Annotated in this window: 13 protein-coding genes, 1 tRNA gene and 1 pseudogene; 11 read left to right on the forward strand and 4 right to left on the reverse strand. The window is 69.8% G+C overall.

All coding sequences use genetic code 11. The features are described from left to right. The first annotated feature begins 6 nt into the window (after positions 1 to 6). The 9 genes from ABZ646_RS06830 (at position 7) to ABZ646_RS06870 (ending at position 9,907) form a co-directional block, all read left to right on the forward strand. Positions 7 to 2,286: an FdhF/YdeP family oxidoreductase gene (locus ABZ646_RS06830; protein ID WP_360513700.1), complete on the forward strand. Its 2,280-nt coding sequence runs from the start codon at positions 7 to 9 to the stop codon at positions 2,284 to 2,286. Positions 2,287 to 2,336: 50 nt separating this feature from the next. Beyond that, entirely contained in the window at positions 2,337 to 2,822 is a 486-nt protein-coding gene (locus tag ABZ646_RS06835; protein ID WP_360513702.1) for a hotdog fold thioesterase, read from the forward strand. 84 nt (positions 2,823 to 2,906) lie between these two features. Then, positions 2,907 to 3,263, forward strand: coding sequence for a hypothetical protein (locus ABZ646_RS06840; protein ID WP_360513704.1), 357 nt, complete (start codon positions 2,907 to 2,909; stop codon positions 3,261 to 3,263). Further along, positions 3,260 to 3,850: a Tat pathway signal sequence domain protein gene (locus ABZ646_RS06845; RefSeq protein ID WP_360513706.1), complete on the forward strand. Its 591-nt coding sequence runs from the start codon at positions 3,260 to 3,262 to the stop codon at positions 3,848 to 3,850. The genes ABZ646_RS06840 and ABZ646_RS06845 overlap by 4 nt, the downstream gene beginning before the upstream one ends. Before the next feature lie 304 nt (positions 3,851 to 4,154). Further along, positions 4,155 to 5,393 carry a branched-chain amino acid ABC transporter substrate-binding protein gene (locus ABZ646_RS06850; RefSeq protein WP_360513708.1) on the forward strand — a complete coding sequence of 413 codons (1,239 nt, stop codon included), beginning with the start codon at positions 4,155 to 4,157 and terminating at the stop codon, positions 5,391 to 5,393. A 113-nt stretch (positions 5,394 to 5,506) separates the two neighbouring features. Next, entirely contained in the window at positions 5,507 to 6,439 is a 933-nt protein-coding gene (locus ABZ646_RS06855; RefSeq protein ID WP_132886184.1) for a branched-chain amino acid ABC transporter permease, read from the forward strand. 5 nt (positions 6,440 to 6,444) lie between these two features. Continuing rightward, on the forward strand, positions 6,445 to 8,286 hold the full coding sequence (locus tag ABZ646_RS06860; RefSeq protein ID WP_360513710.1) for a branched-chain amino acid ABC transporter permease: 1,842 nt from the start codon (positions 6,445 to 6,447) through the stop codon (positions 8,284 to 8,286). Positions 8,287 to 8,291: 5 nt separating this feature from the next. After that, positions 8,292 to 9,194, forward strand: a complete 903-nt coding sequence (locus tag ABZ646_RS06865; RefSeq protein ID WP_360513712.1) for an ABC transporter ATP-binding protein — start codon at positions 8,292 to 8,294, stop codon at positions 9,192 to 9,194. Further along, positions 9,191 to 9,907: an ABC transporter ATP-binding protein gene (locus ABZ646_RS06870; RefSeq protein ID WP_360513714.1), complete on the forward strand. Its 717-nt coding sequence runs from the start codon at positions 9,191 to 9,193 to the stop codon at positions 9,905 to 9,907. The genes ABZ646_RS06865 and ABZ646_RS06870 overlap by 4 nt, the downstream gene beginning before the upstream one ends. A gap of 73 nt (positions 9,908 to 9,980) precedes the next feature. On the opposite strand, the gene ABZ646_RS06875 is transcribed toward ABZ646_RS06870, so the two are convergent. Continuing rightward, a complete protein-coding gene (locus ABZ646_RS06875; protein ID WP_360513716.1) occupies positions 9,981 to 10,637 on the reverse strand; it encodes a response regulator in 657 nt (218 codons plus the stop codon). Positions 10,638 to 10,737: 100 nt separating this feature from the next. Here ABZ646_RS06875 and ABZ646_RS06880 point away from each other — a divergent pair. Continuing rightward, positions 10,738 to 10,812 (forward strand) — tRNA-Leu (locus tag ABZ646_RS06880). A gap of 362 nt (positions 10,813 to 11,174) precedes the next feature. Here ABZ646_RS06880 and pyk read toward each other — a convergent pair. Beyond that, positions 11,175 to 12,611 (reverse strand): pyruvate kinase, encoded by a 1,437-nt coding sequence (pyk, locus tag ABZ646_RS06885; protein ID WP_360513718.1) that lies wholly within the window; start codon positions 12,609 to 12,611, stop codon positions 11,175 to 11,177. A gap of 44 nt (positions 12,612 to 12,655) precedes the next feature. Here pyk and ABZ646_RS06890 point away from each other — a divergent pair, with 44 nt between their 5' ends. Then, the gene (locus ABZ646_RS06890; RefSeq protein ID WP_360513720.1) at positions 12,656 to 12,958 is read left to right on the forward strand and encodes a hypothetical protein; all 303 of its coding nucleotides are present in this window, start codon (positions 12,656 to 12,658) and stop codon (positions 12,956 to 12,958) included. A 47-nt stretch (positions 12,959 to 13,005) separates the two neighbouring features. On the opposite strand, the gene ABZ646_RS06895 is transcribed toward ABZ646_RS06890, so the two are convergent. Both ABZ646_RS06895 and ABZ646_RS06900 read right to left on the reverse strand, forming a co-directional pair. Continuing rightward, entirely contained in the window at positions 13,006 to 14,412 is a 1,407-nt protein-coding gene (locus ABZ646_RS06895) for a SidA/IucD/PvdA family monooxygenase (protein WP_360513721.1), read from the reverse strand. Continuing rightward, positions 14,409 to 15,641, reverse strand: a pseudogene (locus ABZ646_RS06900) (aminotransferase class V-fold PLP-dependent enzyme); the annotation flags it as partial. The pseudogene ABZ646_RS06900 and the gene ABZ646_RS06895, both read right to left, overlap by 4 nt. Positions 15,642 to 15,716 lie beyond the last annotated feature (75 nt).

A 15,716-nucleotide genomic window follows, 5' to 3' on the forward strand; every position in this document is an offset into this window, starting at 1 on the left:
CGTGCGATGGCGACGAAGCCACCCCAGGGGGATCCCGTTCAGGACGCGCCGCGGGTCGCGGAGCCCAAGCACGCGGCCGCGGGGCTGCCGGCCGTCGGGCACACGTTGCGCATCGCGCAGCAGCAGATGGGTGTGAGGCGTACCGCACTGACGCTGCTGCGGGTCAACCAGAAGGACGGCTTCGACTGCCCTGGCTGTGCCTGGCCGGAGCCGGAGCACCGGCACACCGCCGAGTTCTGCGAGAACGGCGCGAAGGCCGTCGCCGAGGAGGCCACCCTGCGGCGGGTGACGCCGGAGTTCTTCGCCGCGCACACCCTCACCGACCTGCACGGCCGCAGTGGTTACTGGCTGGGTCAGCAGGGCCGGCTCACCCATCCCATGTACCTGGCGGAGGGCGCCGAGCACTACGAGCCGGTCAGCTGGGAGCGCGCCTTCGACATCATCGGCGCGGAGATCGCCGCCCTCGGCTCCCCCGACGAGGCCGTCTTCTACACCTCGGGACGGACCAGCAACGAGGCCGCGTTCCTGTACCAGCTCTTCGCGCGCGAGCTCGGCACCAACAACCTGCCGGACTGCTCCAACATGTGCCACGAGTCGTCGGGCTCGGCACTGAGCGAGACGATCGGCATCGGCAAGGGCAGTGTCCTGCTGGAGGACCTTCACCAGGCCGACCTGATCATCGTCGCCGGGCAGAACCCGGGGACGAACCACCCCCGGATGCTCTCCGCCCTGGAGAAGGCCAAGGCCGGCGGCGCGCGGATCATCAGCGTCAACCCGCTCCCGGAGGCGGGTCTGGAGCGGTTCAAGAACCCGCAGACCCCCCAGGGCATGCTCAGGGGCGCCGCGCTCACGGACCTGTTCCTGCAGATCCGCATCGGCGGCGACCAGGCCCTGTTCCGCCTCCTCAACAAGCTGGTCCTGGAGACCGACGGCGCGGTCGACGAGGAGTTCGTACGCGAGTACACATCCGGGTTCGAGGAGTTCGCGAAGGCCGCCCGAGCCGCCGACTGGGACGAGACGCTGGCGGCGACCGGTCTGTCCCGCGCGCAGATCGAGGAAGCGCTGGGCATGGTCCTCGCCTCGAAGCGGACGATCGTCTGCTGGGCGATGGGCCTCACCCAGCACAAGCACTCGGTGCCGACCATCCGTGAGGTCGTCAACTTCCTCCTGCTGCGCGGCAACATCGGCCGCACCGGCGCGGGCGTCTGCCCGGTCCGCGGTCACTCGAACGTGCAGGGCGACCGCACGATGGGCATCTTCGAGCGTCCCGCCCCGGCCTTCCTGGACGCCCTGGAGAAGGAGTTCGGCTTCACGCCCCCGCGCGAGCACGGCTTCGACGTCGTCCGGGCCATCCGCGCGCTGCGCGACGGCCAGGCGAAGGTGTTCTTCGCGATGGGCGGCAACTTCGTCTCCGCCACCCCCGACACGGACGTCACCGAGGCGGCCATGCGGCGCGCGCGGCTGACGGTGCACGTGTCGACGAAGCTCAACCGCTCGCATGTCGTCACCGGCGCGCGGGCGCTGATCCTGCCGACACTCGGCCGCACCGAACGCGACCTCCAGGGCGGCGGCGAGCAGTTCGTGACCGTGGAGGACTCCATGGGCATGGTGCACGCCTCGCGCGGCCGGCTGGAGCCCGCGAGCCGGCACCTGCTGTCGGAGCCGGCGATCGTGTGCCGGCTGGCCCGCCGGGTGCTCGGGGAGGACAGCCGCACGCCGTGGGAGGAGTTCGAGAAGGACTACGCGACGATCCGCGACCGCATCGCGCGCGTGATCCCCGGGTTCCAGGACTTCAACGCGCGCGTGGCGCACCCGGGCGGCTTCGCCCTCCCGCACGCCCCGCGCGACGAGCGGCGGTTCCCGACGGCCACCGGCAAGGCGAACTTCACGGCGGCCCCCGTCGAGTTCCCCGAACTGCCCGAGGGCCGTCTGCTGTTGCAGACCCTGCGCTCGCACGACCAGTACAACACCACGATCTACGGCCTGGACGACCGCTACCGGGGTATCAGGAACGGCCGCCGGGTGGTCCTGGTGAACCCGCAGGACGCGCGGCGGCTGGGGGTCGCCGACGGGTCGTACGTGGACCTGGTGAGCGAGTGGAAGGACGGCGTGGAGCGCAGGGCGCCGGGCTTCCGGGTGGTGCACTACCCGACCGCGCGGAACTGCGCGGCGGCGTACTACCCGGAGACCAACGTGCTGGTGCCGCTCGACGCCACCGCGGACACCAGCAACACCCCGGCCAGCAAGTCGGTCGTGATCCGTCTGGAACAATCGGCGACCGACTGAGCGTTTGCTCAGCGGAGAGAGACAGCCGCACGACGATCGGAGCCGGCCCCATGGGCGAGCAGCAGCACGTGAAGTTCCCGCAGGAGGTCATCGACGAGTACGCCTCGCTCGGCGTCGACCTGCCGGCCCTGTTCTCCGCGGGGCACCTCGGCACCCGGATGGGCGTGCAGATCGTCGAGGCCTCCGCGGACCGCGTCGTCGGCACCATGCCGGTGGAGGGCAACACGCAGCCGTACGGGCTGCTGCACGGCGGGGCCAGCGCGGTGCTGGCGGAAACCCTGGGCTCGGTCGGGTCGATGCTGCACGGCGGCAGCTCGAAGATCGCGGTCGGCGTCGACCTGAACTGCACGCACCACCGCGGCGCCCGCTCCGGGCTGGTCACCGGCGTCGCCACGCCGGTGCACCGGGGGCGCTCCACGGCGACGTACGAGATCGTGATCAGCGACGAGGAGGGCCGCCGGGTGTGCACCGCCCGGCTGACCTGCCTGCTGCGTGACCTGGAGGGCTCGGCGCTCCCCTCCGCCGTCCAGGGCTGACTCCTCGGCGGCACGCCCATTGCTCCCCGCCGTCGGCGCCCGTAACTTCGGCGCATGGGACGGCGAGGAAGCCCCCTCACGGGGATGACCGCACTGGGGCTCGGGCTCGCGCTGCTGACGGCCTGCGGCGCCCCCACGGCCCCCACAGGGCGGCACACCCCGACCGGCTCCCCGTCGGCGGTCTCGGACGCCGCCCTGTGCGCCAGGATCGTCGCGCACTGGTCGCGCGAGGTGCTCGACAGCGGCACCTACGGCGACTACCAGTCGATGGGACTGTCCAACGGGCAGTACGAGATCCTCCGGGACGTCGTGGAGGCCGCGCGGGCCGTGGCACGACAGCAAGGGGCCGCTGCCTCCGACCGGTTGATCGACCGCCGGTCGCGGTCCGCCTGCGCCGACCGGTACCGCCACGGCGCGCCGAGCGGAGGTCCCTGGCGATGAGCGGCGCGAGCGGGATCGGTCCCGTCGAACCCGGTGACGGGACCCACGCCCGGGACGCCCCCGAGGCGGCCGTTCCCGCTCCCCCGCACCCCGCCCGCCGCCGCGCCGCCCTTCTCCTCGGCACCGCCGCCGTGCTCCTCGCGGGCGGCGGCTACCTCGTCGCGACGCACCCGCACCGGCCGCCGCCGCCCGAAGTCCCGTACCCGGCGCAGACGGTGGCGTTCTCCTTCGTGGGCGGCCGGTCCACACCACCGGGTGCCCCGCCCCGCAGCTTCAGCTTCGCGGTACGGATGACCGTCATGGACGGGCCGCCGGTCACCGTCCCCCGGATCACGCAGCCCTACGCGGGCCTCACGCTGACCGAGGCGCCACCCGCACCCTTTCGGACAAAAGCGGGCTCACCCCGAGAGATCACGATCACCATGCATGTGACCGATTGCGGAACGGTTCCGAAGGATGCCGGACTTCCTTTTCTGGACGTAACTCTACGTAATACGCGCGCAATACAGGTGCAGAGTTTCATCCTGGGATCCCGCTACGCGCAACACCTCTCACACGCCCTGAAAGTCGCCTGCAGCAACAGTTAGCGACGGTCCGGAGTAACTACCATAACGCCTGAGACACCTGACTCCATCGCGGCGGGTCCTGCGGGTTCTCACCATGCGGACGGGGCGAATCGGCTGGAATTCCTCCGTTCTCCGCACCGTGTACCGCTCTGCATTACCTCGTGTCATAACAAGAGCGTCACAGCATCGGCCAGACCCTCCTACACGTTCCCTACACCCGCCTAGAGTCACGGCCAGTCACGGCGCCGTCGGATTCTCTCTTCGGTCGGTCGCGCGACTCGACCGTTTCCACGGGGATCCGGTTGTTCAGGGGAAAGGACTGATCGTGCGTCAACGTTCGCTCATCGCCATCACCGCCGCACTGGCAGCGGGAGCACTCACCCTCACCGCCTGCGGTTCGCGAGACAAGGGCGACAAGGGCTCCGACTCGGGCAGCGGTGGCACCACGGTCACCATCGGCGTCGACGCTCCGCTGACCGGCGACCTGTCCGCGCTCGGCCTGGGCATCAAGAACTCGGTTGACCTGGCGGTCAACCAGGCCAACAAGAAGAACTACGTCAAGGGCGTCACGTTCAAGATCGAGGCCAAGGACGACCAGGCTCAGCCGTCCTCCGGCCAGGCGAACGCCACCGCGTTCGTCGGTGACAGCAGCGTCTACGGCGTGGTCGGCCCGCTGAACTCCTCCGTGGCCCAGTCGATGCAGAAGGTCTTCGACGACGCCAAGCTGGTCGAGGTCTCGCCGGCCAACACCAACCCGGCGCTGACCCAGGGCGACAACTGGCAGACGTCGAAGTCGCGTCCGTACAAGTCGTACTTCCGTACCGCGACCACGGACGCCATCCAGGGCCCGTACGCCGCGCAGTACGTGTACAACACGGCGAAGCTCAACAAGGCCTTCATCATCGATGACAAGAAGACCTATGGCGCGGGCCTCGCCGCCACCTTCACCGAGGAGTTCAAGAAGCTCGGCGGCAAGGTGGTCGGCACCGAGCACATCAACCCCGACTCCAAGGACTACTCCGCGGTCGTCACCAAGGTGAAGAACTCGGGCGCCACCGTGGTCTACTACGGCGGCGAGTACCCGCAGGCCGGTCCGCTGAGCAAGCAGCTCAAGGCCGCCGGCGCCAAGGTCCCGCTGGTCGGCGGTGACGGCATCTACGCCGACGACTACCTCAAGCTGGCGGGCTCCGCCGCCACCGGCGACATGGCCACCTCGGTCGGCGCCCCGGTCGAGACCCTGGCCTCCGCCAAGGAGTTCGTCGCCAACTACAAGGCGGGCGGTTACTCGGAGGCGTATGGCGCCTACGGCGGCTACTCCTACGACTCGGCCTGGTCGATCATCGAGGCCGTGAAGAAGGTCGTCGACGACAACGGCGGCAAGCTGCCGTCCGACGCCCGCGCGAAGATCACCGCCGCGGTCCAGAACGTCTCCTTCGACGGTGTGACCGGCAAGGTCTCCTTCGACGAGTTCGGTGACGCGACCAACAAGCAGCTCACCGTCTACAAGGTCGACGGCGGGGCCTGGAAGGCTGCCACCTCGGGCACGTTCACGCCGAGCAGCTGACCCACACCCGCACGCAGCACCGAGCCGCGCGGGGCGCTGTTCCACTGGCGCCCCGCGCGGACTCACATCCGGCCTCATCCGTCGAACATTCCGAACGTCTCGGAGGACATGCGGTGAACGAACTGCCGCAGCAGCTGGTCAACGGCCTGCTACTGGGATCCATGTACGGGCTGGTCGCCATCGGCTACACGATGGTCTATGGCATCGTCCAGCTCATCAACTTCGCCCACGGCGAGATCTTCATGACCGGCGCCTTCGGCGCGCTCACGGTCTACGCGTACGTACTGCCGGACGGCACCTCGATGTGGATAGCTCTCCCGCTGATGCTGGTGGGCGCCATCATCGTCGCCGTCCTGGTCGCCGTCGGAGCGGAACGGTTCGCCTACCGCCCCCTGCGCACCGCCCCGCGTCTCGCCCCCCTCATCACCGCCATCGGCCTCTCGCTGGCCCTGCAGCAGGCGGTGTGGGCCTGGTACCCCGAGGCCAAGTCCGCCCGTACCTTCCCCACCATCCCGGGCGGCCCCTTCACCATCGGCAACGTCACGATCCAGACCGGTGACATCTTCCTGGTGGTCGTGGCCCCGCTCAGCATGGCCTTCCTCGCCTACTTCGTGATGCGCACCCGCACCGGCCGCGGTATGCAGGCGACCGCCCAGGATCCGGACACCGCGAAGCTGATGGGCGTCAACACCGACCGCATCATCGTGATCGCGTTCGCCCTCGGTGCCGCCTTCGCCGCCGTCGGCGGTGTCGCCTACGGCCTCAAGTACGGCCAGATCGACTTCAAGATGGGCTTCCTGCTCGGTCTGAAGGCCTTCACCGCGGCCGTCCTCGGCGGTATCGGCAACATCTACGGCGCCATGCTCGGTGGCCTCGTCCTCGGCGTCGCCGAGGCCCTGTCGACCGCCTACATCTCGGACATCCCCGGCATGGGCCAGTTCGGCAGCCAGTCCTGGGCCGACGTCTGGGCGTTCGTACTCCTCATCCTCGTACTGCTGTTCAGGCCACAGGGTCTGCTCGGCGAACGCGTCGCGGACAGGGCGTGACACCGATGACCACAGAGACCACCGCATCCGAGACCCCCGAGACCCCCGAGACCACGAGCGCCCCGGCGCCCGCCGCGTCCGGCCTGATCGGTCTGCCGGCCCCGCTCGGCCGCGCCCTCGCCACCGGCGGCGGCGTCCTCGCCATCGTCTCCACGTTCATGTCGTGGACCTGGACCTCCGACTTCCCCGGTGACCTCACCGTCTACGGTTACCCGGGCGGCCTGCAGGTCCTGGTGCTGATCGGCGGCATCCTCACCACCCTGTTCGGCCTGTCCTCCTACGGCGTCAAGGGCCTGTCCTGGCTGACCCCGGGCAGCGCCGACAGCGCGCTGAAGATGGCCGCGCTCGGCACCTTCGGCACCGCCTGGTACACCGTGATCGCCATCACCGTGAAACTCGGCGGCCTGGTGAACCTGGACCCGGGCGGCTTCGTCGTCGCGATCGCCACCCTGGCCTCCGTGATCGGCGCGCTCGCCCTGCCGTTCGAGCGGCCGGAGCCCGACCCGGTCGACCCGGACGACACCGGCTGGGAGCTGTTCAAGCACAACTCCCGGCAGAACTTGAACACCTTCCGCGCTGCCTTCGCCGCCAAGACCCCGGCTCCCGCGGCCCCGCTGCCGTCCTGGGCCGAGATCCTGGTCATCGTCGCGGCCATGGCCGTGGGCCTGATCGTCTTCAGCTACGGCATCGGCACGTCGTACGACCAGCTGTTCATCGGCTTCCTGATCATCGCCGGCTTCGGTTTCGCCTCCCTCTCCAAGGCCGGGATCGTGGCCCGGGTCTCGGCGATCACGGGGAAGCACCGGAACATCACCATGACCGGCGCCTTCCTCGCCGCCGCGGCCTTCCCGTTCACCCAGTCCAACGACCAGTACGCGACGATCGGCGTCTACATCCTGATCTTCGCGACCGTCGCGCTCGGGCTGAACATCGTCGTCGGCCTCGCCGGCCTCCTCGACCTCGGTTACGTCGCCTTCCTCGGTGTCGGCGCCTACACCGCGGCCCTGGTCTCCGGTTCGCCGTCCTCACCGCTGCACGTGCAGTGGCCGTTCTGGGCGTCCGCGCTGCTCGGTGCCGCCGTCGCCATGGTCTTCGGCGTCGTCATCGGCGCCCCGACGCTGCGGCTGCGCGGCGACTACCTGGCCATCGTGACCCTCGGCTTCGGTGAGATCTTCCGCATCACCGTCCTCAACCTGGACGGCACCTCCGGCCCCGACGTCACCAACGGCTCCAACGGCATCTCCTCGATCCCGAACCTGAACATCCTCGGCTTCGACTTCGGCGCCGAGCACCAGATCCTCGGCAGCACCATCGGCCGGTTCGCCAACTACCTGCTGCTGATGCTGATCATCACGTTCATCGTCGTCATCGTCTTCCGGCGCAGCAGCGACTCCCGCATCGGCCGTGCCTGGGTCGCCATCCGCGAGGACGAGACCGCCGCGCTCGCCATGGGCATCAACGGCTTCCGGGTCAAGCTGATCGCGTTCGCCCTGGGCGCCTGCCTGGCCGGTCTCTCCGGCTCGGTCCAGGCCCACGTCACCTACACGGTGACCCCGGAGCAGTACCAGTTCGCCTACGTCGTCCCGCCCAACTCGGCCTTCCTGCTGGCCGCGGTGGTCCTCGGCGGCATGGGCACCATCTCCGGCCCGCTGGTCGGCGCGTCCCTGCTGTACCTGATCCCGGCCAAGCTCCAGTTCCTGGGCGACTACCAGCTCTTCGCCTTCGGTGTCACGCTCATCCTGCTGATGCGCTTCCGCCCGGAGGGCCTCATCCCCAACCGGCGCCGCCAGCTCGAGTTCCACGAAGAGGCCGAAGCGCCCGCCGTCCTCACCAAGGCAGGGGCCTGACCACGATGACCACGGAAACAACCGTCAAGGACGCCGCCCCCGGCGAGGTCGTGCTCGACGCACGCGGCGTGACCATGCGCTTCGGCGGCCTCACCGCCGTACGCAATGTCGACTTCACCGTCCGCAGCGGCGAGATCGTCGGCCTGATCGGCCCCAACGGCGCCGGCAAGACCACCTTCTTCAACTGCCTCACCGGCCTGTACATCCCCACCGAGGGTGAGGTCCGCTACCAGGGCCAGGTGCTGCCGCCGAAGTCCTTCAAGGTGACGGCGGCCGGCATCGCCCGTACCTTCCAGAACATCCGGCTGTTCGCCAACATGACGGTCCTGGAGAACGTGCTGGTCGGCCGCCACACCCGCACCAAGGAAGGCCTCTGGTCCGCCCTGCTGCGCGGCCCGGGCTTCCACCGCGCCGAGGCGGCCTCCCGCGAACGCGCCATGGAACTCCTCCAGTTCGTCGGGCTGGAGAAGAAGGCCGAGCACCTCGCCCGCAACCTGCCCTACGGCGAGCAGCGCAAGCTGGAGATCGCGCGGGCGCTGGCCAGCGAGCCCGGGCTGCTGCTCCTGGACGAGCCGACGGCCGGCATGAACCCGCAGGAGACCCGCGCCACCGAGGAGCTGGTCTTCGCGATCCGCGACAAGGGCATCGCCGTTCTCGTCATCGAGCACGACATGCGGTTCATCTTCAACCTCTGCGACCGCGTCGCCGTCCTCGTGCAGGGCGAGAAACTCATCGAGGGCGACAGCGCGACCGTGCAGGGCGACGAACGGGTCATCGCCGCCTATCTGGGCGAGCCGTTCGAGAACGCGCCCGGCGCCGAGGAGGCCGCCGAGGTCGAGGCGGCGGAAGCCGCAGCCGAGGCCGACACCCCGACCGACGCCGTGCCCGGCAAGGAGAACGACCGATGACCGCACTGCTCGAAGTAGAGGACCTGCGGGTCGCCTACGGCAAGATCGAGGCCGTCAAGGGCATCTCCTTCAAGGTCGAGGCCGGCCAGGTGGTCACCCTGATCGGCACCAACGGCGCCGGCAAGACGACGACCCTGCGCACGCTGTCCGGGCTGCTCAAGCCGGTCGGAGGGCAGATCCGGTTCAACGGCAGGTCGCTGAAGAAGGTCCCGGCCCACCAGGTGGTCTCACTGGGGCTCGCCCACTCCCCCGAGGGGCGGCACATCTTCCCGCGCATGACCATCGAGGACAACCTGCGCCTCGGGGCGTTCCTGCGCAACGACAAGCCCGGCATAGAGAAGGACATCCAGCGGGCGTACGACCTCTTCCCGATCCTCGGTGAGCGGCGCAAGCAGGCCGCGGGCACCCTGTCGGGCGGTGAGCAGCAGATGCTGGCGATGGGGCGGGCGCTGATGTCCCAGCCGAAGCTGCTGATGCTGGACGAGCCGTCGATGGGGCTTTCGCCGATCATGATGCAGAAGATCATGGCGACGATCGCCGAGCTGAAGTCGCAGGGGACGACGATCCTGCTCGTCGAGCAGAACGCCCAGGCGGCGTTGTCGCTGGCCGACCAGGGGCATGTGATGGAGGTCGGCAACATCGTCCTGTCGGGGACCGGACAGGATCTGCTGCACGACGAGTCGGTCCGTAAGGCCTATCTGGGCGAGGACTAGGCACGAACAGCGACACGAAGGCCCGTGCTCCTTTCTCCGGAGCACGGGCCTTCGTGTTCGTGGGTGTGCCGGGTCAGTTCTTGCCGGCCTTCTTCTCCTCGCTGTCCGCGATGACCGCCTCCGCGACCTGCTGCATCGACATGCGGCGGTCCATCGACGTCTTCTGGATCCAGCGGAACGCGGCCGGTTCGGTCAGGCCGTACTCGGTCTGGAGGACGGACTTCGCGCGGTCGACCAGCTTGCGGGTCTCCAGGCGCTGGGAGAGGTCGGCGACCTCCGCCTCCAGCTGCTTCAGCTCGCTGAAACGAGAGACGGCCATCTCGATCGCCGGGACGACGTCGCTCTTGCTGAACGGCTTGACCAGGTACGCCATCGCGCCGGCGTCACGGGCCCGCTCGACCAGGTCGCGCTGGGAGAACGCGGTGAGCATCAGGACCGGGGCGATGGACTCCTCGGCGATCTTCTCGGCCGCCGAGATGCCGTCGAGCTTGGGCATCTTGACGTCGAGGATGACCAGGTCGGGGCGGTGCTCGCGGGCGAGTTCGATGGCCTGTTCGCCGTCACCCGCCTCGCCGACGACCGTGTAGCCCTCCTCCTCCAGCATCTCTTTGAGGTCGAGCCGGATCAGGGCCTCGTCCTCGGCGATGACGACACGGGTCGTCAGCGGAGGCACGTGCGACTTGTCGTCGTCGGGTGCGTCGACTGGCTGGGGCGACTCGGCGGCGGTCACGGGGGCTCCTCGTTCAGGGCAGGGGTACTGCTGACAAGAGCCTACATAGCTGCGGTATGGTGGACGGGCAGCGGGTCGGGGGAAACCTTCGATTCAACGGGCCCCGGTAGCCCAATCGGCAGCAGGCGATGCTCTCAAACAGCATACAGTGTGGGTTCGAATCCCACCCGGGGCACTTTTCCTTCAATTCGAAGGACAGGACGGAAAGCGGAAGATCGCGTTCGCGTGATCCTCCGCTTTTTGCTGCGTGTCACGGCGGTCAATCTCGCAGGGTGTTCACATGTACGACGTGAGTACACGCAAGCGAGCACTCGCGCTGGTGGCTGAAGGCCGAACCGCTCCTGGCAGCACCGTCTGGAGCCCCTGCCCCGCACGGCAGCCCCAGACCCCGGGCCGCCCGCCGACGACTGCGCGTACGCCTCTACCTGCTCGGCCTCCACCTCGGCGACGGCTGCATCAGCCCCCCTCAGTGGACTCACTGCACCCGCAACGGCAACCCTGGACGCCCATGTAGGCCCCAAGTACTGAACCCGCCCGTCACTTCGGGCTGTCGTCCTCGCCGATGTGGTGGACGCGGACCATGTTGGTCGAGCCGGAGACGCCGGGCGGGGAGCCCGCCGTGATGACCACGACGTCGCCCTTCCGGCAGCGCCCGTACCTCAGCAGGAGTTCGTCGACCTGGTCGACCATCTTGTCCGTGGAGTCGACGTGCGGGCCGAGGAAGGTCTCGACGCCCCAGGTGAGGCTGAGCTGGGAGCGCGTGGCCGGTTCCGGGGTGAAGGCCAGCAGCGGGATCGGCGAGCGGTAGCGGGACAGCCGGCGGACGGTGTCCCCGGACTGGGTGAACGCGACCAGGAACTTCGCGCCCAGGAAGTCGCCCATCTCGGCGGCGGCCCGGGCGACCGCGCCGCCCTGGGTGCGGGGCTTGTTGCTCTCGGTCAGCGGCGGCAGTCCCTTAGCGAGGATGTCCTCCTCGGCCGCCTCGACGATCTTCGCCATGGTGCGCACGGTCTCGATCGGGTACTTGCCGACGCTGGTCTCGCCGGAGAGCATCACCGCGTCCGTGCCGTCGATGACCGCGTTGGCCACGTCGGAGGCCTCGGCGCGGGTGGGCCGGGAGTTGTCGATCATCGAGTCGAGCATCTGGGTGGCGACGATGACCGGCTTGGCGTTGCGCCTGGCCAGTTTCACGGCGCGCTTCTGGACGATCGGCACCTGCTCCAGCGGCATCTCCACGCCCAGGTCGCCGCGCGCCACCATGATGCCGTCGAAGGCGGCCACGATGGAGTCGATGTTCTCGACGGCCTGCGGCTTCTCCACCTTGGCGATCACGGGGAGGCGGCGGCCCTCCTCGTCCATGATGCGGTGGACGTCCCGGATGTCCTCGCCGCTGCGCACGAAGGACAGTGCGATCACGTCGAAGCCGGTGCGCAGCGCCCACCGCAGGTCCGCCTCGTCCTTGTCGGACAGAGCGGGGACGGAGACGGCGACCCCGGGCAGGTTGAGGCCCTTGTGGTCGGAGACCATGCCGCCCTCGACGACCCTGGTGTGCACCCGGGGCCCGTCGACATGGGTGACCTCCAGGCAGACCTTGCCGTCGTCGACGAGGACCCGTTCACCGGGGGTGACGTCGCCGGCCAGTCCCGCGTACGTGGTCCCGCACTGCCGGCGGTCACCCTCGGCGCCCTCCTCGACCGTGATGGTGAAGGTGTCGCCGCGTTCGAGCAGCACCGGCCCCTCGGTGAAGGTGCCGAGCCGGATCTTCGGGCCTTGAAGGTCCGCGAGCGCCCCGACGCTGCGACCGCTCTCGTCGGAGGCCTTGCGCACCCGCCGGTAGCGCTCCTCGTGCTCGGCGTAGCCGCCGTGGCTGAGGTTGAATCGGGCGACGTCCACGCCGGCCTCGACCAGGCCCTTGATCTGGTCGTACGAGTCGGTGGCGGGCCCCAGAGTACAAACGATCTTCGCTCGGCGCATGGTTCGAGCCTAGGCCTTACCGGCGGGTAGAGAATCGGCCCTGCATGACGACCCAACAACCTTTGCATGAAGGCCTGTTGACAAGTGTTGAATGTGCGGCGGTCCGCTCCTATGAGCATCTCGCAGGTGTTGAACGCGCTCGAATCGCACCCCGGGATCAGGTCACCCGATCGCAACCTTCCGCACCTGTTGCCGTCAGCCATGTGTTCCTGAAGAAATCCGCCGTCACCGGTGCGGGGGTGGCGGTCGCCGGTGCGGCGCCGGCTCCGGCGCACGCGAGGAGAAGGGCCACCGGGCCACCCTCGGTGGACTGGCGGCTGACCCGTGACGGCACGCCGGTGTTCTGAGACGTGCACGGCGCCGGCCGGTGCGGGCCGGAGCCGTGCGCCCGGTCTCAGTCGACCAGGGGTGTGAGCTGCCTGGGCTGCAGCTGGGCCGGGACCCTGTCCTCCGGTCCCTCCAGGCCGAAGCTGGTGAAGGCCGTGCGCGCGGGCAGCGGGTAGGGGTCCTTGCCGGTCAGGGAGTTGAGGATGGTGGCACTGCGCCAGGCGGCGAGGCCCAGGTCGGGGGCGCCGACGCCGTGGGTGTGCAGCTCGGCGTTCTGGACGTACGCCGCTCCGGTCACCGCGGGGTCGAGAACCAGCCGGAACCGCTCGTCCACGCGCGGGCGTTCGCTGCTGTCGCGGCGCAGATAGGGGTCGAGTCCGGCGAGCAGGCGGCCCAGGGGACGCTCCCGGTAGCCGGTGGCGAGGACCACGGCGTCGGTGGTGAGCCGGGAGCGGCCACCCTGCTGGACGTGTTCGAGGTGGAGTTCGACCTTGGTGGTGGCGATGCGTCCGGCCGTACGGACCTGGACTCCGGGGGTGAGGACGGCGTCGGGCCAGCCGCCGTGCAGGGTGCGCCGGTAGAGCTCGTCGTGGATGGCGGCCATGGTGTCGGCGTCGATGCCCTTGTGGAGCTGCCACTGGGAGGCCACGAGCCGGTCCCGGACGGGTTCGCCGAGGGCGTGGAAGTAGCGGGTGTAGTCGGGGGTGAAGTGCTCCAGGCCGAGCTTGGAGTACTCCATCGGCGCGAACGCCTCGCTGCGGCCGATCCAGTGCAGTTTCTCGCGGCCGGCCGGCCGGTTGCGCAGCAGGTCGAGGAAGACCTCGGCGCCGGACTGGCCGGAGCCGACGACGGTGACGTGCTCGGCCGTGAGGAAGGCCTCGCGGTGGTCGAGGTAGTCGGCCGCGTGGACGACGGGTACGCCCGGTGACTCCACCAGCGGCTTGAGCGGGTCGGGCACATAGGGCACGGTGCCGACCCCGAGCACGACGTTCTTCGTGTAGGTACGGCCGAGGGCCTCGGCCTCCCCGTCGGCGTCGAGCCGGGTGTGGTCGACCTCGAACAGGTCGCGTTCGGAGTTCCAGCGGACGGCGTCCACCTGGTGGGAGAAACGCAGTCCGGGCAGGCTCTCCGCGACCCAGCGGCAGTAGGCGTCGTACTCGGCGCGCCGGATGTGGAAGCGCTCGGCGAAGTAGAACGGGAAGAGCCGCTCGCGGGCCTTGAGGTAGTTGAGGAACGACCAGGGGCTGGCGGGGTCGGCGAGGGTCACGAGGTCGGCGAGGAAGGGCACCTGGATGGTGGCGCCGTCGATCAGCAGTCCGGGGTGCCAGTCGAAGCCGGGGCGCTGTTCGTAGAAGACGGTGTCGAGTTCGGCGAGCGGGTGGGCGAGCGCGGCGAGGGAGAGGTTGAAGGGTCCGATGCCGATGCCGACCAGGTCTCGGGGTGCTTCGGGCTCGTGGTGTGGGGGGTGGGTCATCTGGGGGTCGTTCCTTCCACGAGTTTGAGGAGGACGGCCAGTTCGTCCGGCCGGGTGTGGGGGTTGAGGAGGGTGGCCTTGAGCCAGAGCCGGCCGTCGAGCCGGGCCCGGCCGAGGACGGCCCGGCCGTCGTGCAGCAGGCTGCGCCGGATGCCGGCGACGGCGTCGTCGGTGGCTTTGGCGGGGCGGAACAGCACGGTGCTGATGTCCGGCCGGTCGTAGAGCTCGAATCCGGGGTGCTCGCGGACCAGGGCGGCGAACTCCCGGGCTCGTGCGCACACCTGGTCGACGAGTGCGCCGAGTCCGGAGCGGCCCAGCGTCCTGAGGGTGACCGCGATCTTGAGGACGTCGGGGCGGCGGGTGGTGCGCAGCGACCGGCCGAGCAGGTCCGGGTAGCCTGCTTCGCTGTCGTCGTCGGCGTTGAGGTAGTCGGCGCGGTGGTGCAGGACGCCGAACTCGGTCGGGCGGGCGACGGCGAGGAGGCCGGCGGCGACCGGCTGCCAGCCGAGTTTGTGCAGGTCGAGGGTGACGGTGTGGGCCCGCTCCAGGCCGGCCAGCTTGTCCCGGTGCCGGTCGCTGAAGACGAGGCCGCCGCCGTAGGCCGCGTCGATGTGCAGCCGGGCGCCGTGGGCGGCGCAGAGGCCGGCGATCTCGGGGAGCGGGTCGATGAGCCCGGCGTCGGTGGTGCCGGCGGTGGCGGCGACGAGACAGGGCCGGGGCAGGTGGGTGAGGGCGTCGTGGAGGGCGGCCGGGTCGAGGGTGCCGTTCGGGGTGGGGATCACGACGGGGTCGGGCAGGCCGAGGAGCCAGGCGGCGCGGGGCAGCGAGTGGTGGGCGTTGGCTCCGAGGACCAGCCGGACTCCGCTGCCGAGGGCCTCGCGGGCGAGGAGGAGGGCGAGTTGGTTGGACTCGGTGCCCCCGCTGGTGACCACGGCGTCGGCGAGGCCGATGGTGTGGGCGAGGGTGCGGGTGACCATGGCTTCCAGCGCGGCGGCCGCCGGGGCCTGGTCCCAGGAGTCGAGGGAGGGGTTGAGAGCGCTGACGGCGAGGTCGGCGGCGGTGGCGACGGCGAGCGGCGGGCAGTGCAGGTGTGCCGCGCACAGCGGGTCGGCGGGGTCGGCGGCGCCTTCGGCGAGGGCGGTCACCAGGGTGCGCAGGGCGTCGGGATCACCGTCGTCGGGCAGTACGTCCCCCACGGCGTCCGCGACGCGCTCGGCGACCGCTTCAGGAGCAGCACCGCGGAACGCGTCGGCGTCTCCGCCTCGGTGGTCAGCGGGTGCTTGGTGTTCGACCCGGTACCGACC

Origin of the sequence: Streptomyces sp. NPDC007162 (genome assembly GCF_040634175.1) — a bacterium.
In the GTDB taxonomy this organism is placed as follows: domain Bacteria; phylum Actinomycetota; class Actinomycetes; order Streptomycetales; family Streptomycetaceae; genus Streptomyces.

What these genes read in the sequence shown, in the direction of transcription:
- ABZ646_RS06830 (WP_360513700.1), top strand. Translation starts at nt 7, where the DNA reads ATGGCGACGAAGCCACCCCAGGGGGATCCCGTTCAGGACGCGCCGCGG.
- ABZ646_RS06835 (WP_360513702.1), top strand. Translation starts at nt 2,337, where the DNA reads ATGGGCGAGCAGCAGCACGTGAAGTTCCCGCAGGAGGTCATCGACGAG.
- ABZ646_RS06840 (WP_360513704.1), top strand. Translation starts at nt 2,907, where the DNA reads ATGACCGCACTGGGGCTCGGGCTCGCGCTGCTGACGGCCTGCGGCGCC.
- ABZ646_RS06845 (WP_360513706.1), top strand. Translation starts at nt 3,260, where the DNA reads ATGAGCGGCGCGAGCGGGATCGGTCCCGTCGAACCCGGTGACGGGACC.
- ABZ646_RS06860 (WP_360513710.1), top strand. Translation starts at nt 6,445, where the DNA reads ATGACCACAGAGACCACCGCATCCGAGACCCCCGAGACCCCCGAGACC.
- ABZ646_RS06865 (WP_360513712.1), top strand. Translation starts at nt 8,292, where the DNA reads ATGACCACGGAAACAACCGTCAAGGACGCCGCCCCCGGCGAGGTCGTG.
- ABZ646_RS06870 (WP_360513714.1), top strand. Translation starts at nt 9,191, where the DNA reads ATGACCGCACTGCTCGAAGTAGAGGACCTGCGGGTCGCCTACGGCAAG.
- pyk (WP_360513718.1), bottom strand. Translation starts at nt 12,611, where the DNA reads ATGCGCCGAGCGAAGATCGTTTGTACTCTGGGGCCCGCCACCGACTCG.
- ABZ646_RS06890 (WP_360513720.1), top strand. Translation starts at nt 12,656, where the DNA reads ATGACGACCCAACAACCTTTGCATGAAGGCCTGTTGACAAGTGTTGAA.
- ABZ646_RS06895 (WP_360513721.1), bottom strand. Translation starts at nt 14,412, where the DNA reads ATGACCCACCCCCCACACCACGAGCCCGAAGCACCCCGAGACCTGGTC.